Here is a 26,253-nt window from a genome sequence, read left to right as displayed (position 1 = left end):
GGTATTATTTGAGTGAGAGCGGAGCAATGTCTACTGGCTGGGTTGAATCCAGTGGTGTGTGGTACTATCTCAATGCTAACGGTTCAATGGCAACTGGTTGGATAAAAGATGGAGACCATTGGTACTATCAGGAATCATCTGGTGCAATGAAGGTAAATCAATGGTTCCAAGTTGGAGACAAATGGTACTATGTCAATGAAAGCGGAAGATTAGCGGTTAATACTATAGTAGATGGTTATAAAGTTAACTCCAATGGGGAGTGGGTCAACTACTAGAACCTTGGATGTTGATGAATAACTGAGACATGTTTTGTCCGTCATAGAGATAAAAAGTTTATTTAGATAGTTTTCGTAGAAATTTCTACTTTAAGAAAAAGTCAATTTAGATGAGCTCTTATTGCCGGATAAATGCCTTGCTAGTCGTAAATAAACTGTATATTTCCGACTTACTTAGGACTGGATACCACTAGTCGCAACTTAACAGTTCGCTTTAAGTGTTAAAATGCATATAGCTAGTTATTGGTTATATGCGTTTTTGTTCTTGATTATTTTATTTCTGTCTTGGAATATAGGTAAAATTATAGTAAAATAAAATTCTGTAAATCATGTTGGTAGATATACAGGAAGAAGAGTGTATTGTTGACAATACAGCACATAGAATCCAACATGTCCTTATACTCAAAAAATCAAAGAGCAAATTAGGAAGCTAGCCGTAGCCTGCTCAAAACACCGTTTTGAGGTTGTAGATGAAACTGATGAAGTCAGTAACATATACACGGCAAGGTTGATATGGTTTGAAGAGTATGAAACAATCATAACTTATTTGAAGATTTTAAAAGATTGTAAGCTATTATATCTGGATAAATAAGTATTAGAAACTAAAGTGAGGAAAAAGATGTTTTTATATTTAAAAGGTTTAGGAAAATTTCGTATCGCTAACACCAGACGGCTATAGAGTGAACGAGTACGGGGAATGGATCAACTGATTTTGCTTTACGACCTATTGACGAGCAAGCTAGTAGTATAAAAAAACATTAGAATTAATAGTCTAGGAAGTGGTAAGGATTTTCTAAAATGGTTGATTTTGTAATCTTTTTTGTAAAATATAGTCTTTAATAAATAATATGAGTAAAATTCATCTCTTTGAAAGTGATTAGGGGTAATAGTTTTGAAGTTTCTCGCTTCTTTTGTCTTTCTTTTACGAATAAATAGATAGAAGCATTGAATCTAGCAAACCTAGATTAAAAATGTGCTATAATGAAAGGAGAAAGAATATGACATTACGTCATCCGGGAATCAGCCCGACTAATGATTTGGTTGCTAAGAAAATCTTTAGCAATCCAGAAATCACTTGTCAATTTATCCGCGATATGCTGGACTTGCCAGCAAAAAATGTGACCATTTTGGAGGGGAGCAATATTCACGTCTTACCTTCCATGCCGTACTCAGCGCAGGATTTCTATACCAGTATAGATGTTTTAGCGGAGTTAGATAATGGCACTCAAGTAATCATTGAGATACAAGTACATCATCAGAATTTTTTCATCAATCGCCTGTGGGCTTACCTTTGCAGTCAGGTCAATCAAAATCTTGAAAAAATTCGCCAGCAAGAAGGCAATACTCATCAAAGTTACAAGCATATCGCACCTGTTTACGCTATCGCCATTGTGGATAGTAATTATTTCCAAGATGACTTAGCTTTTCATAGCTTTAGCATGCGCGAGGATACGACAGGTGAGGTCTTAACCATCACAAATAACGGTCAAGCAAACCATCTAGTCAAGATGGCGTTCTTGGAATTAAGAAAATACAGAGAAACCAGCAAAGATAGCATTCGCAAACCGTGGTTGGAGTTTTTTGGGAACAAACCCTTTACCCAGCGCCCCGAGCGAGCCATCAGCCAAGCAGATCAACTGCTGGACTACAAGAGCTGGTCCGAGGAGGACAGGAAAATGTTTAGTCAACTACGTATGCGAGAAGAACAAGCCTTGTTAGCACAGGACTATGCCTTGGAACAAGCTGAAGAAAAAGGGTTGGAGAGAGGTCGGGCAGAAGGACTTGAACGTGGAAAACTTTTTGCCTTTCTGGATATGGTTCGCCAAGGACTTCTGACTTCCGAGGTTGCCAGTCAGCAGTTGGGTATGTCAGTATCTGAGTTTGAGGCGTTGTTGTAAGATCAGCAATAATAGACAAGAAAACCATCTGGTTAAGATGGCATTCTTGGAATTAAAAAACTCTAAGCACAAAATCTTAAAAATCACAAACACGCATAGTATCAGGTATTGAACAACCTTGATACTATGCGTTTTATAGTGCAGTGAATCTATATTAGGACACTACAATTCTTAAATCATTGTTAGAAATTAGTTTGAATTTTCCAATCAATTTATTCGATTTTTACATCATTGCATTATATCATGCGACTATTAACCTTGTTTTCTCCTAAAATTGAGTTTTTTACACTTTCTTCTTTTTTCTGTTTTTTATCTTGTCCACTCGAAACAAGTCTTGCAAGAGTCTACTTATTTTTGAAAGTACTTTTAATGTAGTTGATATAGTTAAAAAGATTTGAAACTAAATTCCAAATTAGAAAAAGACTTGAAATGCTAAAAAAAAAAAGTATACTCTAATTGAAAACGGTAACAAAACTAATTTAGAGTATTTCTCTCTTAAAAAGTTCTTGGTGAAACGAGATGTAGAAAGGAGATTTAGCCAAAGAGTCTATTAGTGCTAGAATAATAGATTAGAATTATTTTAGAAAAACTAATACTCAATGAAAATCAAAGAGCAAACTAGGAAACTAGCCGCAGGCTGTACTTGAGTACGGCAAGGCGACGTTGACGCAGTTTGAATTTGATTTTCGAAGAGTATTACGTTTAAAAGAACTCATTCTTTCTATTTCAAACAGTCCATCTATCCCTTACAATTCTTCTGATGAGCTTTGAGTTTTTTCAGAGCCCAATCATAATGACTGGAGGTACTACTGACAAAGTAGGAACCTAGACTTGTCCCACCTGTCCACTTATAGACACCTTTGGTAAAGAGTTCGTCAGTGCTAAAGCCTTCCACCAACTCTAAAACCTCTCTATGTGATTGCACCAAGATTCTAGTTGCTTCTTCTAATGTCGTTTTCTGGTGCTTCTTCCAAAAAGCGACATTCATTTCTCCATAAGTTTTCCAATTATAAGGTTCAGGAAGAAAAGGTCTTTCGTGACCTTTTTGATTAGAATGTACCCAAGTCAAAAGTAACTGCTGCCATTCATAAAGATGGATCAAGACATCCCGCAGATTTTTATCCCTTTTCCAGTGAGCTTCTTTTTTCTTTTGGTCTCTTGAAAAATCAAATGGAGTCTGTAGCTCATCTTCACTTAGTTGGGAGATGAAGAGGTTAAGCTTTCATAATTTTCCTTAGAGGCCAGCATTAGCTCCTCTTTTGTTTTCGGTCTAGGCACAGAGTTCTCCCTTCATATTACCAGTTATTATTAGAAATTTTTTATTCCTTAAATCTCTATAACTTATCCTTTAATTTCTCAACAAAGAGATAGGCTGCTGGACAGGTCAAGGTATTCTTAATCGTCAAATGGTTGATTTGATGGATCTTTTTGCGGTCAGTATGAGGGAATTCACGACAGGCCTTTGGACGAACATCATAGATAGAGCAGAGATTATCTCCTCCTAAAAATGGGCAAGGCATGGATTTGAAAACCTTGTCTCCATCTTCATCCACCTGCAGAAATTCAGCTTCAAAGGCCGGCAATTTCATTTTGAAATATTTGGCAATACGGGTGATGTCTGCCTCTTTGAAGTCAGGACCCAAAGTCTTACAACAGTTAGCACAGGCAGTGCAATCAATCTCCGAAAAGACTTCTTGGTGAATCTGCTGGGCTATCTTGTCTAGGTTTTTAGGAGGTTTTTTCTTTAGATTGGCTAAAACTTTACGGTGCTCCTTCTGCTTTTGCAAGGCTAGCTGATGGTAATACTCAATATCAATTTCTTTAGACATGGTTTCTCTCTTATTCTAATTACTTTCCTATATTATATCATGCCTCTGGAGCATTGAAAAGTGGACTTTATAGGACTATACTTTTCCAAAATGCATCAAAAAACCTTGCAACTAGGTTACAAGGTTGATCACACATTAATCGAAGTTAACGTATTCTTTTTGAAGTTCAAGAACTTCTTCCATTGTTGAACACTCTGTAAGGGCACGGTTAGCGTACTCTTCCATCTTAGCAGTATCCAATTTCTTCATCAAGCTACGTGTACGAAGGACTGATGTTGCTGACATAGAGAACTCATCCAAGCCCATTCCGACAAGAAGTGGAACAGCTTTTTGGTCACCAGCCATCTCACCACACATACCAGCCCATTTACCTTCAGCGTGAGCTGCCTTGATAACGTTGTTGATCAAGCGAAGGATTGATGGGTTATATGGTTGGTAAAGGTATGAAACTTGTTCGTTCATACGGTCTGCTGCCATTGTATATTGGATCAAGTCGTTTGTACCAATTGAGAAGAAGTCTACTTCTTTAGCAAATTGGTCTGCAAGCATCGCTGCTGCAGGAATTTCAATCATGATACCAACTTGGATATCATCCGCAACTGCAACTCCTTCAGCAAGAAGGTTTGCTTTTTCTTCGTCAAAGACTGCTTTAGCTGCACGGAATTCTTTCAAAAGGGCAACCATTGGGAACATGATACGCAATTGACCATGAACAGAAGCACGAAGAAGGGCACGGATCTGTGTACGGAACATTGCATCTCCAGTTTCAGAAATAGAGATACGAAGGGCGCGGAATCCAAGGAATGGGTTCATTTCATGTGGCATATCGAAGTAAGGAAGTTCCTTATCTCCACCAATATCCATTGTACGAACAACCACTGGTTTACCATTCATTCCCTCAAGAACAGCCTTGTATGCTTCATACTGCTCATCTTCAGTTGGGAAGTCTTGAGAATCCATGTACAAGAATTCTGTACGGTAAAGTCCAACAGCTTCTGCACCGTTGTTGTTAACACCTTCAACGTCTTTTGGAGTACCGATGTTAGCAGCCAACTCGAAGTGTTTACCGTCAGCAGTCACTGTTTGAGCATCTTTCAAAAGTGCCCATTCAGCTTTTTGTTTAGCATAAGCTTCACCAGCTGCTTTAAATTCTGCCGCTTGTTCATCTGTTGGGTTGATAATCACTTCACCAGTAATTCCGTTAACGGCAAGGATATCACCGTCTTTCACCACTTCAGTGATATTATTTGTTCCCAATACAGCTGCAATTTCAAGTGTACGTGCCATGATAGCTGAGTGGCTTGTACGTCCACCGATGTTTGTTACAAAAGCTTTTACAAAGTTTTTGTCCAATTGAGCTGTATCAGATGGTGTCAAGTCATGCGCAATCACGATTACTTCTTCATTGATAGAAGCTGGGTTTGGCAATTTCTTACCAAGAAGGTTTGCCAATACACGTTTTGTCACGTCGCGGATATCCGCTGCACGTTCTTGCATGTATGGGTTGTCTTCCATGCCTTCAAAGATAGTGATGAACATGTCAGTCACTTCTTTAAGACCTGCTTCTGCATTGACTTTCTTAGCACGGATTGTTTCTTTAATCTGACCAATCAATTCTGGGTCAGAAAGAACCATCAAATGAGCGTCAAAAACTTGAGCCGCTTCTTCACCAAGCGTACCTACAGCTTTCTCGCGGATAAGAGAAAGCTCGTTTTGAGAAGCTTCAAGAGCAACATCCAAACGAGCCTCTTCTGCGTTTGTATCTTCGACTGAAATAGTCTCGAATGACAAATCCGGTTGAACGAGTAGATATGCTTTTGCAACTGCAACACCGTCAGATGCTGCGATTCCTTTAAGCATTTCTGTCATTTCCCTTATGCCAATCCTTCTTTTTCCATTGTTTCTGAGATTGCAGCGATAGCGTCATCTGCATCTGCACCTTCAGCTGAGATAGTTACGTCAGCACCTTGGCCAACACCAAGACTCATAACACCCATAATTGATTTAAGGTTAACTGATTTACCTTTGTACTCAAGAGTGATATCTGAAGCAAATTTGCTAGCAGTTTGTACCAACAATGTTGCTGGACGTGCGTGAATACCTGTTTCTGCCACTACGTGGAAATCTTTAGAAGCCATAGTTTGACTCTCCTTTTGTTCTTTCTTTTTTGAGTTATATGTGATAACCCTTACAATTTGGTATTATACCATCTTCTAGGATTTTTTTCAAGCATTTTCTGGATTTTCCTTCAATTTCCTTTCAGATAACTTGCTGAAAATCTTCTATCCTAGATAACAAAACACAGGATATAGTTTCTTTAAAAACGATTTATAGGATAATCATTGCTGTTTTATAAAACAAACACTACATATTGTGTTTTGTGAGCTTGACTAGAAAAATAGACCACTATATTTAGTTCAAATCATTGACAAAATTTTATTTTCTGATATACTAGGATAGAATTAAATTTTAAAGAGGAGTTACACAATGGTAACCGTTTATTCTAAAAACAATTGTGTCCAATGTAAAATGACCAAGCGTTTCTTGGACAGTAATAACGTTGAATATAAAGAAATCAATCTTGATGAGCAGCCTGAGTACATCGATCAAGTCAAAGAACTCGGTTTTAGCGCAGCTCCTGTTATCCAAACACCAACTGAAGTCTTTTCAGGTTTCCAACCAGGAAAACTGAAACAATTAGCATAAGCTTAGTAATCATCCAGAAGAAACTGCTTCTAGGGCTGACTTAGAGGCCTTTCTTTTGTAATTAGATAAGGGAAATTTTATGGGATTAAAACATCTTGAAGACGTGACTTACTTCCGTCTCAATAACGAAATTAACCGTCCTGTTAATGGACAAATCATGCTTCATAAAGATAAGGAAGCCTTGGATGCCTTCTTTAAAGAAAATGTCGTTCCAAACACTATGGTTTTTGATTCAATCAAGGATAAAATCAACTACCTCATTGAACACAACTACATCGAAACAGCCTTTATCAAGAAATACCGTCCAGAATTTTTGGAAGAATTGTCACAATTTATCAAAGATCAAAACTTCCAATTCAAGTCATTCATGGCAGCTTATAAATTTTACAATCAATATGCCTTAAAGACTAATGACGGTGAATATTATCTTGAAAGCATGGAAGACCGTGTCTTCTTTAACGCCCTTTATTTTGCTGATGGGAATGAAGCTATTGCAATCGATATTGCCAATGAAATCATCCACCAACGCTACCAACCTGCTACTCCTTCCTTCTTGAATGCTGGACGTGCTCGTCGTGGTGAATTGGTATCATGTTTCCTAATCCAAGTAACTGATGATATGAACTCTATCGGACGTTCTATCAACTCAGCTCTTCAACTTTCACGTATCGGTGGTGGTGTGGGAATTACCCTCAGCAACCTTCGTGAAGCTGGTGCACCTATTAAAGGCTATGAAGGAGCTGCTTCAGGTGTCGTTCCAGTTATGAAACTCTTCGAAGACAGCTTCTCTTACTCTAACCAATTGGGGCAACGTCAAGGTGCCGGTGTTGTCTATCTCAACGTCTTCCACCCAGATATTATCGCCTTCCTTTCAACTAAGAAAGAAAACGCCGATGAAAAAGTTCGTGTTAAGACCCTCTCACTTGGTGTTGTGGTGCCCGATAAATTCTACGAATTGGCTCGTAAAAATGAAGAAATGTACCTCTTCAGCCCTTACTCAGTAGAGCTTGAATACGGTGTGCCATTCAACTACATCGACATCACTGAAAAATACGATGAACTAGTCGCAAATCCAAATATCCGCAAGACAAAAATCAAGGCGCGTGATTTGGAAACTGAAATCTCTAAATTGCAACAAGAATCTGGCTACCCTTATGTAGTCAACATCGACACAGCTAACCGTGCAAATCCTGTTGATGGTAAGATTATCATGAGCAACTTGTGTTCTGAGATTCTTCAAGTTCAAGAACCAAGCTTGATCAACGATGCTCAAGAATTCCTTCAAATGGGAACGGACGTTTCATGTAACCTTGGTTCAACCAACGTAGTCAACATGATGACTTCACCTGACTTTGGTCGTTCTATCCGTGCTATGGTTCGTGCTTTAACTTTCGTTACAGATAGTTCACACATCGTGGCTGTACCTACGATTGACCATGGAAATAGCCAAGCCCACACCTTTGGACTTGGTGCCATGGGACTTCACAGCTACCTTGCCCAACAACTCATTGAATATGGATCGCCTGAGTCTGTTGAATTTACAAGCATCTACTTCATGCTCATGAACTACTGGACTTTAGTTGAGTCAAACAATATTGCGCGTGAACGTGGTATCACCTTCCACAACTTTGAAAAATCAGACTATGCTAAGGGAAGCTACTTTGACAAGTATGTGACTGGCGAGTTTGTTCCAAAATCAGACCGTGTCAAAGAACTCTTCAAAGATGTCTTTATCCCAAGTGCTGCTGATTGGGCTGAGCTTCGTGACAAGGTTCAAGCAGATGGTCTTTACCACCAAAACCGCCTTGCTGTAGCGCCAAATGGTTCTATCAGCTACATCAACGACGTTTCTGCTTCTATCCACCCGATTACGCAACGTATCGAAGAACGCCAAGAGAAGAAAATCGGTAAAATCTACTATCCTGCTGCTGGTTTGTCAACAGAAACCATTCCTTACTACACTTCTGCCTACGACATGGATATGCGTAAGGTGATTGATGTTTACGCTGCTGCGACTGAGCACGTGGACCAAGGACTTTCACTCACCCTCTTCATGCGTAGTGACATCCCAAAAGGTCTTTACGAATGGAAAAAAGAAAACAAACAAACGACACGTGACTTGTCTATCCTTCGTAACTATGCCTTTAACAAGGGTATCAAGTCTATCTACTACGTCCGTACCTTTACAGATGATGGTGGAGAAGTCGGTGCCAACCAATGTGAAAGCTGTGTGATTTAGTTTCTAGCATAGAAACATTATTTTTCCCTAAGCAGCACTGATAAAATCAAATCTACTATGTCATAACATAATTTATGTAACATTTTAAAAGTCGGGCTTCCGACTTTTTGTGCGATACTCCTATAGAATTATGGTAAAGTAGAAATAATTGTGAGTTCGCAATACTAAACACAGAAAGAGATTTTAAATGGAAACTTACTACAAAGCCATTAACTGGAATGCCATCGAAGATGTCATCGACAAATCAACTTGGGAAAAACTGACGGAGCAATTTTGGCTCGATACACGTATTCCCTTATCAAACGACTTGGATGACTGGAGAAAGCTATCTAACAAAGAGAAAGACTTGGTCGGAAAAGTTTTTGGTGGTTTAACCCTTCTTGACACTATGCAATCTGAAACTGGGGTTCAAGCCCTTCGCGCAGACATCCGTACACCACATGAGGAAGCTGTTTTCAATAACATCCAATTTATGGAATCTGTCCACGCTAAATCTTACTCATCAATCTTTTCTACCTTGAATACTAAGGCTGAGATTGAAGAAATTTTCGAATGGACCAATACCAATCCTTACCTACAAAAGAAGGCTGAGATTGTCAACGAAATCTACCTAAACGGCAGCCCACTTGAAAAGAAAGTTGCCAGCGTCTTCCTCGAAACCTTCCTCTTCTACTCTGGTTTCTTCACTCCCCTCTACTATCTCGGTAACAACAAACTAGCCAACGTTGCAGAAATCATTAAATTGATTATTCGTGACGAGTCTGTTCACGGAACCTACATTGGTTACAAATTCCAACTTGGTTTCAATGAATTGCCTGAAGAAGAGCAAGAAAAACTCAAAGAATGGATGTACGACCTACTCTATACTCTTTATGAAAATGAAGAAGGCTACACAGAGAGTCTTTATGACGGTGTTGGTTGGACTGAAGAGGTTAAAACCTTCCTTCGCTACAATGCCAATAAAGCTCTCATGAACATGGGACAAGATCCACTTTTCCCAGATTCAGCTGAAGATGTCAACCCAATCGTTATGAACGGTATTTCAACAGGAACTTCCAACCATGACTTCTTCTCTCAAGTCGGAAATGGTTACCTTCTTGGCGAAGTTGAAGCCATGCAAGATGATGACTACAACTACGGTTTGGACTAATGCTCTTCGAAAATCTCTTCAAACCACGTCAGCTTCGCCTTGCCGTAGATATGCTCACTGACTTCGTCAGTCTTATCTACAACCTCAAAACTGTGTTTTGAGCAACCTACGGCTAGCTTCCTAGTTTGCTCTTTGATTTTCATTGAGTATAATTCTCCACCACTCTCAATCATAAAAAATAAACTAGAAACAACAAAATAATAACTTAATAAAAATATCGAAAGTTTTGAAAATGAACCTCGATATTTTTGTTTTTGTTTTATTTTGTTGTTTTTGTATTTGAATGATGAGCTAGTTTATGGTAAGATAGTAGTAGGAAACGAGGTGATAATATGCTCAAACAAGAAAAATTAACCAAAATTTTAGAGATAGTAAATAGTAAAGGAACCATAACGGTTAAACAGATTATGGACGAAATAGCCGTTTCAGATATGACTGCAAGGCGCTATTTACAGGAATTAGCTGATAAAGATTTGCTGATTCGTGTGCATGGTGGAGCTGAAAAACTTCGAACCAACTCCCTTTTGACTAATGAGCGATCAAATATTGAAAAACAAGCCCTCCAAACGGCAGAAAAACAAGAAATAGCCCGTTTTGCAGGCAGTCTAGTAGAAGAAAGAGAAACTATTTTTATTGGACCAGGAACAACATTAGAATTTTTTGCGCGTGAGTTGCCTATTGACAATATCCGCGTCGTGACCAACAGTCTACCTGTTTTTCTGATTTTAAGCGAACGAAAATTAACAGATTTGATTTTGATAGGTGGAAATTATCGCGATATTACAGGTGCTTTTGTTGGCACATTGACCCTACAAAATCTCTCTAATCTCCAATTTTCTAAAGCTTTCGTTAGCTGTAATGGTATTCAAAACGGAGCTCTAGCTACTTTTAGCGAGGAAGAGGGAGAGGCTCAACGCATCGCTTTAAATAATTCTAATAAAAAATATTTACTCGCAGATCATAGTAAGTTCAATAAGTTTGATTTTTATACTTTTTATAATGTATCAAATCTTGATACTATTGTTTCAGATTCTAAACTAAGTGATTCAATCCTTTTTGAGCTATCTAAACTTACTAAAGTCATCAAGCCTTAATAAACCTGAAAGATTCTGGTTAACAACTCAATTTCAGAAGTAAATCTTCCCACAATAAAACGCATAGTATCAAGGTTTTCAACACCTGATATTATGCGTTTTTCTGCGTTAAAGACTTTTTGCCCAATTGCTTTATCTGCCACCTCAAAGCTATGCATTGAGAAACCTGCGACTTGCTTTCTAGTTTAAAGTTGCTCTTTGATTTTCATTGAGTATAAGCAACGTGATTAGATAAAAGTTTTGCAGCGTACTAAATACGAGATTTAACTTTTTTGGAAATTGGTTACGATTGTTGAAACGGCATAAAATCTGAATCAAAGGAGATAGTATCCCGTTCTTCAGGATTGATAAAATTTAAAAACAAATTTTTAAATTCTTCCAGCTCATAATCTGAATGACAAATCCATTCTTTACCGGTAGAGACATACCATTTCCCAAGGCTTTTCAGTTCTTCATTCGTCAAACACGGTATTTGAGAGCATTTTTCAAAGTTGATAATATAAACTTTTTCATAAATAGATTGAATAAAATCTTTGAACATCTTTTTGCCTCACTAAAATTCTATATCTAATGACTAAATCTACTAGTCTATAATCTGAGTTTCCGCTACTTTCTTGTACCAGTGAGCTGATTTCTTAGGATAACGTTCTTGAGTTTCAAAGTCTACATAGAAGAGACCGTAACGTTTTTCATAACCGTTTGACCATGAGAAGACATCCATTAATGACCAAATGAAGTAACCTTTTACATTAGCTCCATCTGCAATCGCATCTGACAAGACCTCCAAGTGCTGTTTTACATAATCAATACGGCCATCATCGTAAACAGTGTTATCAACGAACTCATCTTTATATCCAAGACCATTTTCAGTGATGTAAATCTTCTTATAGTTAGGATAATCTTTCTTCACACGCATGATTTGGTCATACAAACCCTGAGGGTAGATAATCCAATCCCAGTCCGTACGTGGTACATAATCCGGAGCTACACGATGACCAACACCTTTGATTTGGTATTTAGAGCTTCCCTTTTCACCTTTACCATTATGGATAATTTCAGTTTCTCCATCAAAGGCTTCCATCCAGTCACTCATATAGTAATTGATTCCAAGGAAGTCGTTCAAGTCTTTTGCAGCTTCTAATGCTGTGAAATCTTCTTCACGAAGATCCAAGCTACCACCATTGGCAGCCAAGATAGCCTCTACCCCTGCCAGGGTCTTTTCAGAGTAGTGACCCAGATAAGTTGCATCCAAGATAAATTTATTATGGATAATGTCCTCCAACTCTGCCGCAATAACATCTGCAGGATTTTCAGGATTAAGTGGGTACTTGGTTGGCAGAGCGTGAACAACACCAATTTCACCTTTATATCCTTTATCTTTATATAGTTTTACAGCGCGCGCATGAGAAACCATCATATTGTGGTGCGATTGGAAAACTTTGGCAAGGTCGTACTGAATACCTGGAGGGAATTTTCCAACCAAGTATTGACCATCACCGATTGGCCCAATTTCATTAAAGGTTGTCCAATAGTTTACTTCTGGGAATTCTTCAAAACAGAAGGCAGCGTAGTCTACAAAGTGTTCAATGTTTTCACGGTTTAAGAAGTCGCCATTTGAATGTAGAGCTTCTGGCGTGTCAAAGTGATGAAGAGTTACAAAGGGCTCAACATGACGTTTGTGACACTCTGCAAATAAATTATGATAAAACTCAACACCTTTAGCATTTACTTCACCATAACCAGTCGGGAAAATACGTGACCAGGCAATAGAAATTCGAATACCATTGACACCATACTCTTCTGCTAGCTTGAGGTCAACTGGATATCGATTGTAAAAGTCACTGGCTGGTTCTGCAGTGTACCAGTAGTTATCTTCAAGATACTTATCCCACGCTACTGGTCCTTTACCATCAGTATGTGTAGCACCTTCTGCTTGATAGGCAGCTGTTGCGCCACCGAAAATAAAGTCTTTTGGTAATGTTTTTGTCATTTTTTTCACCTATTTCTTGATTTAAATAAAGTAAAAGTGAGAGGAGAGGAGTCAGTGAGCCATCCTTCTCCATCTCACTTCTTGTACCAAGTCACCGAATTGTGACATGAGGAGGTAAAAACGATATCTTTTTACCGACGAATTAACAAGGCGATTAGGAAATTCGCCATAGCGATTTCCGTAACGAGAGGAGACTGTTTCACAGTCCCTATCGTTAATCGAATTGAGCTTGTACGAATGCAAGAGCACCTTTTCCATCACGAGTTAATTTGATGTATTGAGCGCCTTCTGTCTTGGCAAGTTTAATACCGAGTTTATCAGTTTCTGCTTTCATATCTTCAAAGTTTGAGGCAACTTGAGGGGCAAGGATAACTAGATCAAACTCTGGCAACATTTCACGGTGAGCACCATAGCCACCTGCTGCTGCTTTCACAGGAACATTGTACTCTGCTGCTGCCTTGTTCAAAGCATTTGCAAGGAGACCACTTGTACCTCCACCTGCACAGAGAACGAGGACATTTGTTTCTTCAGTGATGGTATTTTGTGCTGCATCGACACCCGCTTTCTCAAGAATAGCATCTGCTTTTGTAGTATTGAAGTTTGCAGCAACTTTTTCTTTCAATTCATCATTAGACTTACCTGAACGTTCTTCTTCAAGAATTTGTTCGTCATAAACTTTAAGGAATGGATAGTAAATGACAACGTCAACCACGATTAGAAGGGCAACAAGAATGAATGATAGAACTTGGAAGTTCGTACCAAGAACTAGACCTAGTGGAGCTGGAGTTGTCCATGGTAGATTAGCAGTAAATGAGTTCATTCCAAGAGTTTCAATAAAGAATTTGAAAATCCATACGTTTGCGATTGGAGCAAAGATAAATGGAATGAAGAAGATTGGGTTCAATACAAGCGGTGCACCAAACAAGATTGGTTCGTTTACACCAAAGAAAGTTGGAACTACTGAAGCACGACCGATTGCACGGTTACGTTTAGATTTTGTTAACCACATGAACATGAATGGAACAACTAGTGTCGCACCTGTACCACCCATGGTAACGATAAACATTTGTGTACCAGAAGTAAGAATCTTGTCAGCGTGCATACCTTGTTGGAGAAGGTTCAAGTTGACTTCAGCATTAGCATAGGTAATAGCTGCGATTGCTGGTTCAACGATAGATGGACCATGGATACCAACAAACCAAAAGAAGGCAAAAGCACCAAAGATAATGGTAATACCAAGATAGCCATCAGCTGCAGAGAATAATGGTGCAAAGAATTTACCGATTGATTCAGCTACGCTTGCACCAACAAAATGACGTGCTAATAAGTCAAGAGCATAAAGAGAAACCACTGATAGAGTGAATGGAATCACATCTTTAAATACTTGTGAGATATTTGGTGGAACTTCGTCAGGCATACGAATAGTGACGTTGTTCTTAACACAAACCTTATAGATGGCTACAGTAACAAAGGCAGCAAGGAAGGCTGAAAGCAAACCTTTTGTCCCCAAGAATCCAGTAGCTAGACCATTTTCGATAGGATCAGCTGCCAACATCAACAAACCAACAATTGCTGCCAACAATGTTGACATATAGTTGATTTGATTGGTTTTCTCCATGCTACGGTTTACTGAGTCGGTCAATGACTTAGCTGTTGTACCAGCTACCAAGAGAGCCAAAATCCCCATTGAATAGCTGTAAGGTTTCATCAGAAAGGCTACAACTTCATCAGACCATTTAAAACCCCATGAGTTTGGTACAAAAGCAATCAAGATAAAAATACTTGAGAAGAGAATAACAGGCATACCTGCAATGAAACCATCACGAATAGCACGAAGATAGATATTACGAGATAGTTTCTCAAAGAAAGGCTTTCCTTTCTCGATAAATGCAATTAGTTTATTCATTATTTAACTCCTCTCTTATAGAGTTCGATTAAGTGGTGCATCAAATCTTTTAACAAGATGGTTGTCATCAAGTGGTCTTGACCGTGCATCATGGTGACACTATACGCTAAGTCCTCACCAGAAGCTTCCTTAGTCAATAGACTTGTTTGCGCGTGGTGAGCCTCTGCGATACAGCTACCAGCTTCCTCTACAAGAGCGTCCGCTTTTTCAAAATCACCAACTTCAGCAGCCTTCAAGGCTTCCAATAGTTTTGAACGAGCATCGCCAGCATAGGCTACGATTTCAAAACCTAACAATGTTACTTCTTCTCTATTCATGATAGAATTCTCCTTATATAATTTTAAATAATTTTTATGATAATAAACGTTGGATATGTAGAACTAGATAAACTCGTTCACTTTTATACAAATCAAGACCCGTATGTTGCGTAATCACATCATAGATCTTGGAACCAATCTCGAACGCTTTTGGATAGGATTGTTTGATATGATTTTCCATATCCAGAAGTGATTGGTTATCATCTCTAGATCTGTCTAAATAATCCAAGAAATAATTCAAATGAATCATAAAGCGATCATAGAAATGGGTATTCTCTTTGGTTCGTTGAATTGCATATTCCTTTAGAACTTCTTCAACATTCCTGAGAATTTCTTTCCTCTTATCAATCGACTCCACAAGTTCCACTTCATTTTCACCTTCGGCATTAATGAAATGATAAGCAATCCGAATAATTTCATCCTCAGGAAAATGATCTGCTAGCTTCTGACGGTAAATTTCAAATGCTTCATTTGCGATTTGAAAAGCGACAGGATACTTAGCGGAAATATCTGGCAGATTACTATCCTTGTACCTTCCTTGTGCTAGAGCTTGGTAAGAACAGTAAATATGATCTGTCAAGGTTACGTAGAGATACTCTTGAATCGGATAATGATATTTCTTTGATAGCTTATCAATGATTTCATAAGTCACTGTGATAAAATCAAGCGGAACATCTTTGAGGAGAGCCATAAAGTTTTCTCTGGACTCTTCGGTCTTCATCCGAAAGATTTTCTCAACCTGATGTTCAGCAATCAAATCCCCCTTCTTCTTTCCAAATGCAATCCCCTTACCAATTACAATCACCTCTTCTCCTTTATCATTTCTGACAAGTGAAACATTATGATTCATTGGATTTAGAATTCGATACATGTCAACCTCCTTTTATATCTTAAAGGTATATGAGTACAAAAAATGACCACAAATGAACTAGAAAATCAGTCGATTCCTAATTCATCCGTGATCATGCCTAATATTACTTAGTAACACTCACCTTGTATTAACTTGTGATTTAAGTATAGCACAAGTAAGTTATTTTGTAAACCTTTACATACAACTTTTTTTAAAATTTTTTAGATTCATGTTCCTAAACTAGAAGGACTTTCTTACACGCGTTCTTTCCATGAAGTCGCTGTTGTTTGAAGAACTTTATTGAGTTCGTCAATATTTTCAAATCCAGTTGTACGTAGCCATTCGCGAGCTGCTGCTTCACCATCTTTGATGTATGCTTCAACTGATCCAGCCCATGTAGCACGGCCACAAAGAACTCCGTTAAAGTTTGCACCTGATTCATGAGCAAATACAAGAGTATCTTGGAAGAGTTTAGCTGATACACCAGCGCTCAAGTAGATGTATGGCAAGTTAGTTGCTTCATCTTGAGCTTTGAAGAAGGCTGCTGCTTCTTCACGTGTATAAACTACTTCACCTTCAGCGAAGCCTTCAACATATTTAATGTTAACAGGAACTTCTACTTTCAAGACATCAATGTTAAAGCGTGGGTCTGAGAAGACTTTCATAGCACCAATAACTTTGTGTGGTTTTACTTTCGCGTATTCTACAGAACCTGCGTCAGCAATTTTTTCATCGTAAGCAAGGATTTCAAGGAAGAATGGAATATCTTCAGCTACACATTCAGAACCGATACGTTCGATGTAAGCTTGTTTTTCTTGGTTGAGTTCGTCTGAGCTATCTACATCATAGTAAAGCAAGAATTTAACTGCATCTGCACCTTCTTCTTTGATACGTTTTGCAGACCAAACATCCAAACAGTCTGGCAAACGTTTTGTGCTTGTTGTGTCATAACCTGTTTTTTCATAAGCAAGGAGAAGACCAGCTTTTTCATCAAGAGCTTTAGTCGCTGGAAGTCCATATTCAGGGTCAAGAAGCATAGATGAAGCGTATTTAGTCAATTCATCTGCTACCAAGACTTTCAGTTCTTCCATTTGAGCCACTGTTGGTTCTTCTGTTTGGTGTTGAGCCATAAGGCGTTTCAAAGCACCACGTTGGTCAAATGCAAGAGCTGAGATGATTCCATTTTCATCAGAAAGTTTTTCTAAGCGTGCACGTTTTTGTTCTGTTAAAGCCATTTTATACCTCTTTTACTATTAATTGATCATATAGAGCTTGATAGTTGGCCATGTTGACATGACCAGTCATTTTTTCTTGAGCATTGAGCATACCAAGGACATTTGCCTTGATGAGTAGTTCTGCATCCGATTCTTTATGAAGCAGTCCTGAAGAAATACCTGCCACAGTCGAATCTCCAGATCCGACAGGGTTAACCACTTGAATTCTAGGAATATCTACCTTGTAGAAAGTGTCACCATGTTTGGCAAAAGCACCGTTGGCACCAAGTGAAACGATAATCCATTCAATACCTGCAAACAAAGGTTCTTGAAGGACTTCTTTTAATTCATCCAAATCCTCAGAAACTTCTCTTCCAAGAAGCTGAGACAATTCCTCATTATTTGGTTTGATGACTGTTGGTTTATGTGATGATTCAAGAACCGCCTGAAGTGCTGCACCAGAGCAGTCCAAGACAACAGGCTTGCCAGCTTGATTAGCAAGTTCTACCAAGCTCGCATAGTAATCAACTGGAAGGCCAGCTGGCAGACTACCTGAGATAGCTACTACTTCAACTGACTCCAAGAGTTTTTTGAAATGATCCAAAAAGTCTTGACCTTCTTGTTCAAGAACTTCAGGTCCTTTTTCAAGAACTTCAGTTTGGTTGTCACCGTGGAGAATAGCAATACAGTTACGAGTTTCTCCCTGAATTGAGAAGAAATCTTTCTTTACTTGATCATCGATATGTTCAACCAAAAACTCACCAAGTTTGCCACCCACTAAACCAGTAGCAAGAACTGAATCTCCAAATTCTGAAAGTACTCGGGTAACATTGAGTCCCTTACCACCAGCCGTTTTGGTTACATCCACCACACGATTGACAGTATCAATCTTCAACTCATCCAAGGGATAGGAAATATCAATGGATGGGTTCATTGTGACTGTTAAAATCATAAGTCACCTCTTAGTCGTGGTATTCTCCGCGATCCCATTTTTCAAGGAATTCAGTGAAGAAGTTTGCGTCTGTTTGTTGAGCATTGTGACTTTCAAGGTGTTCAATTTTCGCAATCAATTTTTTGTTTTCTTCAGATGGTTTGTATTCAGCATGGATGAAAGCTTCAATGATGTCACACATGAGCAATTCTCCAGTAATCTTACCACCAAAACCGATAACGTTAGCGTTCAATTGTTCTTTAGCATAAAGAGCTGTTGTCATATCACGAACCAAGGCAGAACGAACACCAGGAACTTTATTTACAGCGTTGTTGATACCAACACCAGTACCACAGATACATACCCCAAGATCAGCTTGACCGCTAGTTACAGCTTCCCCTACTTTTTTACCAAAGATTGGGTAGTGAGTACGTGTATGGTCATATGTACCAAAGTCAATGACTTCATATCCTTTTGATTTCAAAAATTCTGAAACCGCCATTTTTTCATCTGTTACGATGTGGTCACATCCAATTGCAATTCTCATTAGTTATTCCCTCCGATTAATTATATAAATCTAATATCATTTATCCTTACTCAAGAAAAATCAAGATTAGCTTAGGAAGCGAGCTGCAAGCATAACTGAGGTTAGCTAAAGTGAGCTGACGACAGATTATCTTGATTTTTGAAGAGTATTAGCACATTTTGTTCAACATGTCGACCCTAATTTGGTGACGTCCACCATCGTATTTACCGTTAACAAATCCTTTAGCAATGTTTTTAGCCAATTCATCACCAACAAGTTGTGCACCCATAGTGATCATACGTGAGTTGTTGTGACCACGAGTCATATAAGCAGAACGTTCATCAGATACTTCTGCAGCAACCATTCCTTTGATTTTTCTTGCGACCATAAATGGACCAGCACCGTAAGCATCAATCACAATACCAAGATTTTGTTCTTCTTTGTTAACTTCTGCAGCAACAGCGAGAGTCACATCAACAAAGTCTTGACCTTCAGCTGTAACATCCACAACGTGGAAATTTTCTTTTTCTAAGAAGTCTTTCACAACTTCTTTCAATCTCAAACCTGCAGCATCTGCACCGATAACAATAGACATATTGTATACTCCTTTTTATTTTTTCTATGCTGGATTCCAGCAGTGTATTGGCTGTATTTAAAAAACAGTCAATTAGTCCTCACAAACATAATATACTACTATTGTTTGAAAAAGTCAACAGTTTATGTTTGTTTTTGTTATTTATTTTTTACTTTTTTATAAAACTTCTATCTCAAACCCTATTTCTTCAACCTGATTGGCTTCTAAGAGACGAACATTCTTCTTATCTTCTAAATGATCTCCTTCTTCAAGGGATGTTGACAAGCCAGACCATGGTTCAAAGGCAATGAAAGGTCCCTTGTTCAAAGTTGACCAGATGATGAGGTTTGGAAACTCTGCAAAGTGCACTTTCAATCCCTTATCATGTTTACGAGAACGAAGGACAATTGTTCGAGATTGCAATTCATCCAAAGTCACTGCATCTGTGCTGAAAAGATCATAACTAAGATCTATTTCTTTTTGTCCCTCTAGCCATGGACTTCTATCTTGGAAATCCAACATACCTGTTTCTGGGAAAGGGCGTGGAACAGAGCAAGTCTCTTCTTTCTCAAACTCTAAATAGTAATCTTCATAGACCTCATCATCCAGTAGAGGACAATTAAAGCCTGGATGTCCACCAATAAAGTAAGGCATGACCTTGCTAGTTTCTTTATTAAATATTTTGTATTGAGTTCGTACTGTCTTGCCAGTAAGGATATAAGTGATTTCTAGGCGGAAATGATAAGGGTAGTTCTGATAGCTATTTTCATCGTCTTCAATTGCAAAAGTTACACTCTTGTCTGTCTGTTCAACTAATTCAAATTCTTTCTTGCGGACCAGACCATGACGAGGAATCTTTCCTTTACTTTCTTGTCCATTATCATCTATATAAAGTGCTGTATCCTCTCTCAATGAACCACAAATGGGAAAGAGAACAGGAGCTTGTCCACTCCAATATGTAGCATCTCCTTGCCACAAATACTCAAGACCTTCAGCATCTTTTATAGAAGAAAGAGCCCCACCAAAACTGTTAAATTGAACTCTTAATTGTTCTGATTTTAATTCAATTACCATTATTTTCTCCGATTTCTTGATAGTTTATAAAAAACTAGGCTGTCACTCCTAATGGTATGACAACCTAGTTTCAACAATTTACACTCTGCGAAAATCCAATTCAAACTTCGTCAGCGTCGCCTTGCCGTAGATATGGTCACTGACTTCGTCAGTCTTATCTACAACCTCAAAACTGTATTTTGAGCAACCTGCGACTCGCTTTCTAGTTTGCTCTTTGATTTTCATTGAGCTTACATTTTATAGGAGCGAATTATTTTGCTTTTGCTGCGTACTCTTCATTACGTTTGATCATTTGTTTTCTGTACCAAGCAAAGATACCGATATAGAATACAAGGAAGACTACAGCACCAAGGATTGCTTTGATATCACCAGTTGTAGTGTTACCAATTGTCCAGCCAAGAAGTTTTTCGATTGGTCCTTCAAGAGTAGAGTGAGTAATCAATTGAGTTTCACTCACACCTGCTGGGAAGGCACCTACACCTTTAGCAAGTTCTGTTGCAAATGGTGCGATAAGTGTACCTGAAAGAAGGAAGAGTGGCAACAAGAGTGTTCCGAAGATGATCATACGGAGCAATTTACCACGAGTTACAACCAAGAGAGCTGGAGTAACACCCATAGCGATGATACCTGCAAGTGGCAAAATACCATTTCCGACTTTTGAAAGAAGCACAGCTTCAATCAACATGATTGGTGCAAGTACGTTGGCACAAGCCCAGATTTCAGCACGACCAGCGATGAATGGCCAGTCAAGACCGATATTGAATTTACGTCCTTGAAGACGTTTAGTAGCAACGTTTGTAATACCTTGTGAAAGAGGTTCTACAGCGGCGATGAACCATGAACCGATAAGTGAGAAGAGTTCCAAAGATACACCGGCAGTCAAACCAAGAGACAACCAACCTTTGATAACGAGACGCCATTTATCTGCATCGGCAACACCTTCAATTGGATGTGGAGTTCCCATAATACCGATAACGATACCAAGAATGAAACCGATGAAGAATTTAGATCCCCAGAAACCGATTTTCTTGTTCAATTTAGCAGCATCAAAGTCATATTTATCAAGACCTGGGAAGAATTTTTCAAAAATCTTATCCAAAACCATGATAACTGGGTTCATCATGTAGTTCATGTGAGTTGAAGTCATTGGAGATGAACTTGGTGCGTTAAGAAGGTCATCAAATGTAGGTTTCATCAAGTCAGAGTTGATAATTTTAAGAACCCCAACAAGTACAATAGCTGCTGTAGCAATCAATAGTGAAACCCCTTGGCTCACACCGTTGTTGTCTGCATACCATTTAATCAAAAGACCTGTGATAGACAAGTGCCAGATATCGAAGATATCAACGTCAAGTGTATCAGTTTTCTTCATAGCAAGCATCACTACGTTGACAATCAACATGATGAGCAAGAAGTAAAGTGTCCAAGCAGATCCCCAAGTGATTGTGGCAAGTGGTGCCCAACCAACGTCAGTGATACTCAATTGGATACCTGTGTTTTCAACGAATTTTGCTAGTGATGCTGAGAAAGCAGTGTTTAGCATACCGATGATGGCACCGATACCTGTAAGAGCGATGGCAAGTTTGATACCACCTTCAAGCGCTTTGGAGAATTTCACTCCAAAAAGTAAAGCCAATACCGTCAAAATGATTAGCATGATGACAGGTCCACCCATATCTAAGATAGGTGTGAAAAAGTCTTTGATTAGACCAAAGATTGCATCCATAACAGTTCCTCCCTTTTTTATTTATGAATGTTAACAAATTAAAATTAGCTTAATCCGTATTCTTTGATAGCTACTTCAATATTATCATATACTGGAGCACTCATAGCTGGAATACGGAACAAGATTGGCCCAGCTTCGATAACTGGGATACCTGGTTCAAAACCAAGATCTGTCGCAGCAATTGGTGTGAAGATGTCATAACCTTTGATAAGGTCTTCGTTAACGTCTTTTACCATAACTGCATCACAGTGAACATCGTAACCACGGTTTGAAAGTTCTTCTTCAAGAGCACTTTTAATTTGGTGGCTTGAGTTAACACCTGCACCGCAGGCGGCAAGAATTTTAATCATATGGATTTCCTCCGATTTAATATTTTTAATAGACAAGATTAAGCGATTGCTTCAGCGATATAAGCATAGAGGGCTTCTGGTTCAGAAATTTTTGATAGGTCTTCAAGATGACCATTTCCAGTAAAGAAGTCCATCAACTGAGCAAGAATGTTGGTTTGACTTGAACTTGAGTTATTAATGATAAAGAAGAGCAAGGATACTTCTACTTCCTTATCTGGTGCAATCATATTGTGGAAAGTCACTGGTTTTTCTAATCGAACGACCACAACTTTTTCAGCTAGATTATGAACAATATCTGTATGAGGAATAGCCACATTCGGCAAATCCTTACCTAAAAATTCCATATCTAAGCCAGTTGGAAATGACTTTTCACGCGTGATCAAGGCTTCACGATAGGTTGGAGTTACGATTTCTCGTTCTTCCAATAAAGTTGCAACCTGATCAAAGAGATGTTCTTGATTATCCGCTTCTAAGCAAAACACAAGGTTTTTGTCAAAGAAATGATCTAATCCCATAAGGTTTTCCCTTCTTTCCATTAACTTTATGCTATAAGTATAACACTATATGAAATCGTTGTCAATATTTTTCTGTTGTTTTTTGTCTCTTTTTTTATATTTTTGTTGTGTTTATAGTTTGTTATATAAAAATAAACACACAAACAAATACTCCAAGCATTTTTTCTGTTCTAATACTCAATGAAAATCAAAGAGCAAACTAGGAAGCTAGCCGCAGGTTGCTCAAAACACTGTTTTGAGGTTGTAGATAAGACTGACGAAGTCAGCTCAAAACATGGTTTTGAGGTTGTAGATAGAACTGACGAAGTCAGTAACCATACATACGGCAAGGCGACGCTGACGTGGTTTGAAGAGATTTTCGAAGAGTATAAAAACTAAAAAAGCAGACCATCTAAGCCTGCTTTACTATTGATTCTTATATAAATTTCCTATTAACAAGAAAAACAATTCTGATAACTTATTCTTCATCCATACTCAAGACGCTGAGGAAGGCTTCTTGTGGGACTTCAACTGATCCGATGGCTTTCATACGTTTCTTACCAGCTTTTTGTTTTTCAAGGAGCTTACGTTTACGAGAAACGTCACCACCATAACATTTAGCAAGTACGTTCTTACGAAGGGCCTTGATATCAGTACGAGCGACAATCTTGTGTCCAATAGCTGCTTGGATTGGAACCTCAAATTGTTGGCGAGGGATGATTTTCTTTAGTTTATCAACGATGAGTTTCCCACGTTCGTAGGCAAAGTCCTTGTGAACGATGAAGCTGAGGGCATCCACCTTGTCTCCATTGAGAAGGATGTCCATTTTGACCAGCTTAGATGGGCGATATTCTGACAATTCGTAGTCAAAGCTTGCATAACCACGAGTTGAAGACTTGAGCTTATCAAAGAAATCAAAGACGATTTCAGCAAGCGGAATTTGATAGATGACATTAACACGGTTATCATCGATATAGTCCATAGTCACAAAGTCCCCACGCTTGCGCTGAGCCAATTCCATTACTGCTCCGACGAATTCCTGTGGTACCATGATTTGCGCTTTAACATATGGTTCTTCAATGGTCGCAATCTTAGTTGGGTCTGGGAACTCAGACGGGTTAGACACATCCATTGACTCACCATCGGTCAAATTAACCTTATAAATAACGGATGGAGCTGTCATGATGAGATCGATGTTGAACTCACGTTCCAAACGTTCTTGGATAACATCCATATGGAGAAGTCCAAGGAAACCACAACGGAAACCAAATCCAAGTGCCTGAGATGTTTCTGGTTCAAATTGGAGACTAGCATCATTCAGTTGCAATTTTTCAAGAGCTTCACGTAGGTCATTGTACTTGTTTGACTCAATTGGATAGAGACCCGCAAAGACCATAGGATTCATCTGCTTGTAGCCATGTAATGGCTCTGCCGCAGGATTGGTTGCCAAGGTAACGGTATCACCCACACGAGTGTCCTGAACCGTCTTGATAGAAGCCGCAATGTAACCAACGTCACCAGTCGCAAGAAAATCACGACCAACTGCTTTGGGTGTAAAAATACCAACTTCCGTCACATCAAAGGTCTTGCCATTGCTCATGAGCTGAATCTTATCGCCAGGTTTGACCACCCCATCCATGACACGAACTTGGAGAATAACTCCACGGTAGGCATCGTAAACAGAGTCGAAAATCAAGGCCTTAAGTGGTGCCGTCACATCACCCGTTGGCGCTGGCACTTTTTCTACGATTTGCTCAAGAATTTCTTCGATACCGATACCAGCCTTGGCAGATGCTAAGACTGCTTCACTGGCATCCAAACCAATCACATCTTCAATCTCTGTACGCACGCGCTCTGGATCTGCAGCAGGCAGGTCAATTTTGTTAATGACTGGCATGATTTCCAAATCATTGTCCAAGGCCAGATAAACGTTGGCAAGGGTTTGAGCCTCAATTCCTTGGGCAGCATCAACCACCAAAATAGCACCCTCACAGGCAGCTAGCGAACGAGAAACTTCATAGGTAAAGTCAACGTGTCCTGGTGTATCAATCAAGTGAAAAATATAAGTTTCCCCATCTTTTGCAGTGTAATTCAACTCGATGGCATTCAACTTAATGGTAATCCCACGTTCCCGCTCTAAATCCATACTATCCAAAAGTTGGGCCTGCATTTCACGACTGGAAACTGTCTCTGTCTTTTCCAAAATGCGGTCTGCTAGAGTTGATTTCCCGTGGTCAATATGGGCGATAATAGAGAAGTTACGGATCTTCTCCTGTCGTTTTTTCAATTCTTCTAAGTTCATGATTCTCTTCCTTTCAGGGTATCTATTTATTATAAATTGTTTTTGACATTTTGACAAGACCATACCCTGCTAGGAGTACTAATCTTCAGCAACAAAGCCGTCATTTTCGATAAAGTGGTGTTCTGTCATTCCTTGGTCTGTAAAGACAATCCCATGAAGGACACCACCATAAACAGCTCCTCCATCCATTCCAATCTTGCCATCTTCTGTAGTCCAAAGCTCAGCAGTACCACGCTCTTGCTTCAACAAACCATAAACCGGTGTATGACCAAAGACAATGATTTTTCCAGTATGATTTTCGGCTTCATGGAATGGTTTTCTAAGCCAGACCTTTTTATAATCTGTGGTTTCATGCCAGTCGTCCAAGGTCAAATCAATACCTGCGTGAACAAAGATATACTTGTCTGTCTCTACCACAAAAGGCATTTGACGAATAAATTCGACCAAGTCTGCCGCTTCAGTAGCAACACGCTTGGCATCCTCAACTCCATCAACTGGTGCATCCAAGGGACGACCTAGGATAGAGTTAATGGTTGTATCTCCACCATTGCGACGATAGTGGTCATAGCTTTCTTCTGGGTCATCTAGCCAAGTCAAAAACATATACTCGTGATTTCCTGACAAACAGATAGCCCCTTGATTGTCAACCAAGTCCTTGACCATTTCAAGGACACGGCGACTATCTTCACCACGATCAATCAAGTCCCCTAGAAAGAGCAACTGGGTCTGACCATCCCATGTTTTGAGAAGGTCTTCTAGCATCCCAGCTTTTCCATGAACATCTCCAATTACATAATAGTCTGTCATC

Annotated in this window: 26 protein-coding genes and 2 pseudogenes; 7 read left to right on the top strand and 21 right to left on the bottom strand. The window is 39.0% G+C overall.

Annotation, left to right across the window (positions count from 1 at the left end; all coding sequences use genetic code 11):
• Together HT724_RS03730 and HT724_RS03725 are read left to right on the top strand one after the other, a co-directional pair.
• Window positions 1-275: pseudogene (locus HT724_RS03730) on the top strand (choline-binding protein); the annotation flags it as partial.
• Between the two features lie 998 nt (window positions 276-1,273).
• Complete coding sequence (locus HT724_RS03725; RefSeq protein ID WP_057487138.1) at window positions 1,274-2,173, top strand: Rpn family recombination-promoting nuclease/putative transposase; 900 nt, start codon at window positions 1,274-1,276, stop codon at window positions 2,171-2,173.
• 739 nt (window positions 2,174-2,912) lie between these two features.
• On the opposite strand, the pseudogene HT724_RS03720 reads toward HT724_RS03725, so the two are convergent.
• The 4 genes and pseudogenes from HT724_RS03720 to HT724_RS03705 all read right to left on the bottom strand — a co-directional run bounded on the left by HT724_RS03720 (window position 2,913) and on the right by HT724_RS03705 (window position 6,140).
• Window positions 2,913-3,451: pseudogene (locus tag HT724_RS03720) on the bottom strand (ClbS/DfsB family four-helix bundle protein).
• 56 nt (window positions 3,452-3,507) lie between these two features.
• Window positions 3,508-4,002 (bottom strand): YkgJ family cysteine cluster protein, encoded by a 495-nt coding sequence (locus tag HT724_RS03715; RefSeq protein ID WP_000031484.1) that lies wholly within the window; start codon window positions 4,000-4,002, stop codon window positions 3,508-3,510.
• Window positions 4,003-4,137: 135 nt separating this feature from the next.
• On the bottom strand, window positions 4,138-5,871 hold the full coding sequence (gene ptsP, locus HT724_RS03710; RefSeq protein ID WP_050253025.1) for a phosphoenolpyruvate--protein phosphotransferase: 1,734 nt from the start codon (window positions 5,869-5,871) through the stop codon (window positions 4,138-4,140).
• A gap of 5 nt (window positions 5,872-5,876) precedes the next feature.
• Complete coding sequence (locus HT724_RS03705; RefSeq protein WP_000146947.1) at window positions 5,877-6,140, bottom strand: phosphocarrier protein HPr; 264 nt, start codon at window positions 6,138-6,140, stop codon at window positions 5,877-5,879.
• Between the two features lie 349 nt (window positions 6,141-6,489).
• Between HT724_RS03705 and nrdH the strand changes: the two genes are divergently transcribed.
• The 3 genes from nrdH to nrdF all read left to right on the top strand — a co-directional run bounded on the left by nrdH (window position 6,490) and on the right by nrdF (window position 10,097).
• Window positions 6,490-6,708: a glutaredoxin-like protein NrdH gene (nrdH, locus tag HT724_RS03700; protein ID WP_000259243.1), complete on the top strand. Its 219-nt coding sequence runs from the start codon at window positions 6,490-6,492 to the stop codon at window positions 6,706-6,708.
• A gap of 79 nt (window positions 6,709-6,787) precedes the next feature.
• Entirely contained in the window at window positions 6,788-8,947 is a 2,160-nt protein-coding gene (gene nrdE, locus HT724_RS03695; RefSeq protein ID WP_173276210.1) for a class 1b ribonucleoside-diphosphate reductase subunit alpha, read from the top strand.
• Between the two features lie 187 nt (window positions 8,948-9,134).
• Window positions 9,135-10,097, top strand: a complete 963-nt coding sequence (gene nrdF / locus HT724_RS03690; RefSeq protein ID WP_000451369.1) for a class 1b ribonucleoside-diphosphate reductase subunit beta — start codon at window positions 9,135-9,137, stop codon at window positions 10,095-10,097.
• Here the strand turns inward: nrdF and HT724_RS10210 are convergent.
• The gene (locus HT724_RS10210; protein WP_240156717.1) at window positions 10,094-10,240 is read right to left on the bottom strand and encodes a hypothetical protein; all 147 of its coding nucleotides are present in this window, start codon (window positions 10,238-10,240) and stop codon (window positions 10,094-10,096) included. The genes nrdF and HT724_RS10210 overlap by 4 nt on opposite strands.
• A 189-nt stretch (window positions 10,241-10,429) precedes the next feature.
• Here HT724_RS10210 and HT724_RS03680 point away from each other — a divergent pair, with 189 nt between their 5' ends.
• Entirely contained in the window at window positions 10,430-11,191 is a 762-nt protein-coding gene (locus HT724_RS03680) for a DeoR/GlpR family DNA-binding transcription regulator (RefSeq protein WP_000917603.1), read from the top strand.
• A gap of 283 nt (window positions 11,192-11,474) precedes the next feature.
• On the opposite strand, the gene HT724_RS03670 is transcribed toward HT724_RS03680, so the two are convergent.
• The 14 genes from HT724_RS03670 to HT724_RS03605 all read right to left on the bottom strand — a co-directional run bounded on the left by HT724_RS03670 (window position 11,475) and on the right by HT724_RS03605 (window position 23,164).
• Window positions 11,475-11,732, bottom strand: coding sequence for a DUF3884 family protein (locus HT724_RS03670; RefSeq protein ID WP_173276212.1), 258 nt, complete (start codon window positions 11,730-11,732; stop codon window positions 11,475-11,477).
• Between the two features lie 42 nt (window positions 11,733-11,774).
• Complete coding sequence (lacG, locus tag HT724_RS03665; RefSeq protein WP_173276213.1) at window positions 11,775-13,181, bottom strand: 6-phospho-beta-galactosidase; 1,407 nt, start codon at window positions 13,179-13,181, stop codon at window positions 11,775-11,777.
• Between the two features lie 214 nt (window positions 13,182-13,395).
• Entirely contained in the window at window positions 13,396-15,087 is a 1,692-nt protein-coding gene (locus HT724_RS03660; RefSeq protein WP_173276214.1) for a lactose-specific PTS transporter subunit EIIC, read from the bottom strand.
• Window positions 15,087-15,404 carry a PTS lactose/cellobiose transporter subunit IIA gene (locus HT724_RS03655; RefSeq protein ID WP_001078335.1) on the bottom strand — a complete coding sequence of 106 codons (318 nt, stop codon included), beginning with the start codon at window positions 15,402-15,404 and terminating at the stop codon, window positions 15,087-15,089. The genes HT724_RS03660 and HT724_RS03655 overlap by 1 nt, the downstream gene beginning before the upstream one ends.
• Window positions 15,405-15,438: 34 nt before the next feature.
• The gene (locus HT724_RS03650) at window positions 15,439-16,275 is read right to left on the bottom strand and encodes a transcription antiterminator (protein ID WP_173276215.1); all 837 of its coding nucleotides are present in this window, start codon (window positions 16,273-16,275) and stop codon (window positions 15,439-15,441) included.
• A 233-nt stretch (window positions 16,276-16,508) separates the two neighbouring features.
• A complete protein-coding gene (gene lacD / locus HT724_RS03645; RefSeq protein WP_001229114.1) occupies window positions 16,509-17,489 on the bottom strand; it encodes a tagatose-bisphosphate aldolase in 981 nt (326 codons plus the stop codon).
• Window position 17,490: 1 nt separating this feature from the next.
• Window positions 17,491-18,420, bottom strand: a complete 930-nt coding sequence (locus tag HT724_RS03640; protein ID WP_173276216.1) for a tagatose-6-phosphate kinase — start codon at window positions 18,418-18,420, stop codon at window positions 17,491-17,493.
• 10 nt (window positions 18,421-18,430) lie between these two features.
• A complete protein-coding gene (gene lacB, locus HT724_RS03635; RefSeq protein WP_001216910.1) occupies window positions 18,431-18,946 on the bottom strand; it encodes a galactose-6-phosphate isomerase subunit LacB in 516 nt (171 codons plus the stop codon).
• A gap of 148 nt (window positions 18,947-19,094) precedes the next feature.
• The gene (gene lacA, locus HT724_RS03630) at window positions 19,095-19,520 is read right to left on the bottom strand and encodes a galactose-6-phosphate isomerase subunit LacA (protein WP_173276217.1); all 426 of its coding nucleotides are present in this window, start codon (window positions 19,518-19,520) and stop codon (window positions 19,095-19,097) included.
• 156 nt (window positions 19,521-19,676) lie between these two features.
• Window positions 19,677-20,573, bottom strand: coding sequence for an aldose 1-epimerase family protein (locus HT724_RS03625; protein WP_173252907.1), 897 nt, complete (start codon window positions 20,571-20,573; stop codon window positions 19,677-19,679).
• A gap of 78 nt (window positions 20,574-20,651) precedes the next feature.
• A complete protein-coding gene (locus tag HT724_RS03620) occupies window positions 20,652-20,798 on the bottom strand; it encodes a chlorohydrolase (protein ID WP_082242418.1) in 147 nt (48 codons plus the stop codon).
• A 25-nt stretch (window positions 20,799-20,823) separates the two neighbouring features.
• On the bottom strand, window positions 20,824-22,299 hold the full coding sequence (locus HT724_RS03615; RefSeq protein ID WP_173276218.1) for a PTS galactitol transporter subunit IIC: 1,476 nt from the start codon (window positions 22,297-22,299) through the stop codon (window positions 20,824-20,826).
• A gap of 44 nt (window positions 22,300-22,343) precedes the next feature.
• Window positions 22,344-22,649 carry a PTS sugar transporter subunit IIB gene (locus HT724_RS03610; protein ID WP_173276219.1) on the bottom strand — a complete coding sequence of 102 codons (306 nt, stop codon included), beginning with the start codon at window positions 22,647-22,649 and terminating at the stop codon, window positions 22,344-22,346.
• 38 nt (window positions 22,650-22,687) lie between these two features.
• Window positions 22,688-23,164 (bottom strand): PTS sugar transporter subunit IIA, encoded by a 477-nt coding sequence (locus tag HT724_RS03605; protein ID WP_000521974.1) that lies wholly within the window; start codon window positions 23,162-23,164, stop codon window positions 22,688-22,690.
• Between the two features lie 180 nt (window positions 23,165-23,344).
• On the opposite strand from HT724_RS03605, the gene HT724_RS10205 reads away from it, so the two are divergent.
• Window positions 23,345-23,542, top strand: a complete 198-nt coding sequence (locus tag HT724_RS10205) for a hypothetical protein (RefSeq protein WP_240156716.1) — start codon at window positions 23,345-23,347, stop codon at window positions 23,540-23,542.
• Window positions 23,543-23,621: 79 nt separating this feature from the next.
• Here the strand turns inward: HT724_RS10205 and lepA are convergent, their stop codons facing one another.
• Together lepA and HT724_RS03590 are read right to left on the bottom strand one after the other, a co-directional pair.
• Complete coding sequence (gene lepA, locus HT724_RS03595) at window positions 23,622-25,445, bottom strand: translation elongation factor 4 (RefSeq protein ID WP_001047207.1); 1,824 nt, start codon at window positions 25,443-25,445, stop codon at window positions 23,622-23,624.
• A 78-nt stretch (window positions 25,446-25,523) separates the two neighbouring features.
• Window positions 25,524-26,252 (bottom strand): metallophosphoesterase family protein, encoded by a 729-nt coding sequence (locus tag HT724_RS03590; protein WP_024057651.1) that lies wholly within the window; start codon window positions 26,250-26,252, stop codon window positions 25,524-25,526.
• Window position 26,253 lies beyond the last annotated feature (1 nt).

Origin of the sequence: Streptococcus sp. k-402 (assembly GCF_013277515.1) — a bacterium.
In the GTDB taxonomy this organism is placed as follows: domain Bacteria; phylum Bacillota; class Bacilli; order Lactobacillales; family Streptococcaceae; genus Streptococcus.
Note: the sequence above shows the minus strand (reverse complement) of the source record. Positions and strands in the feature narration are given on the sequence as shown.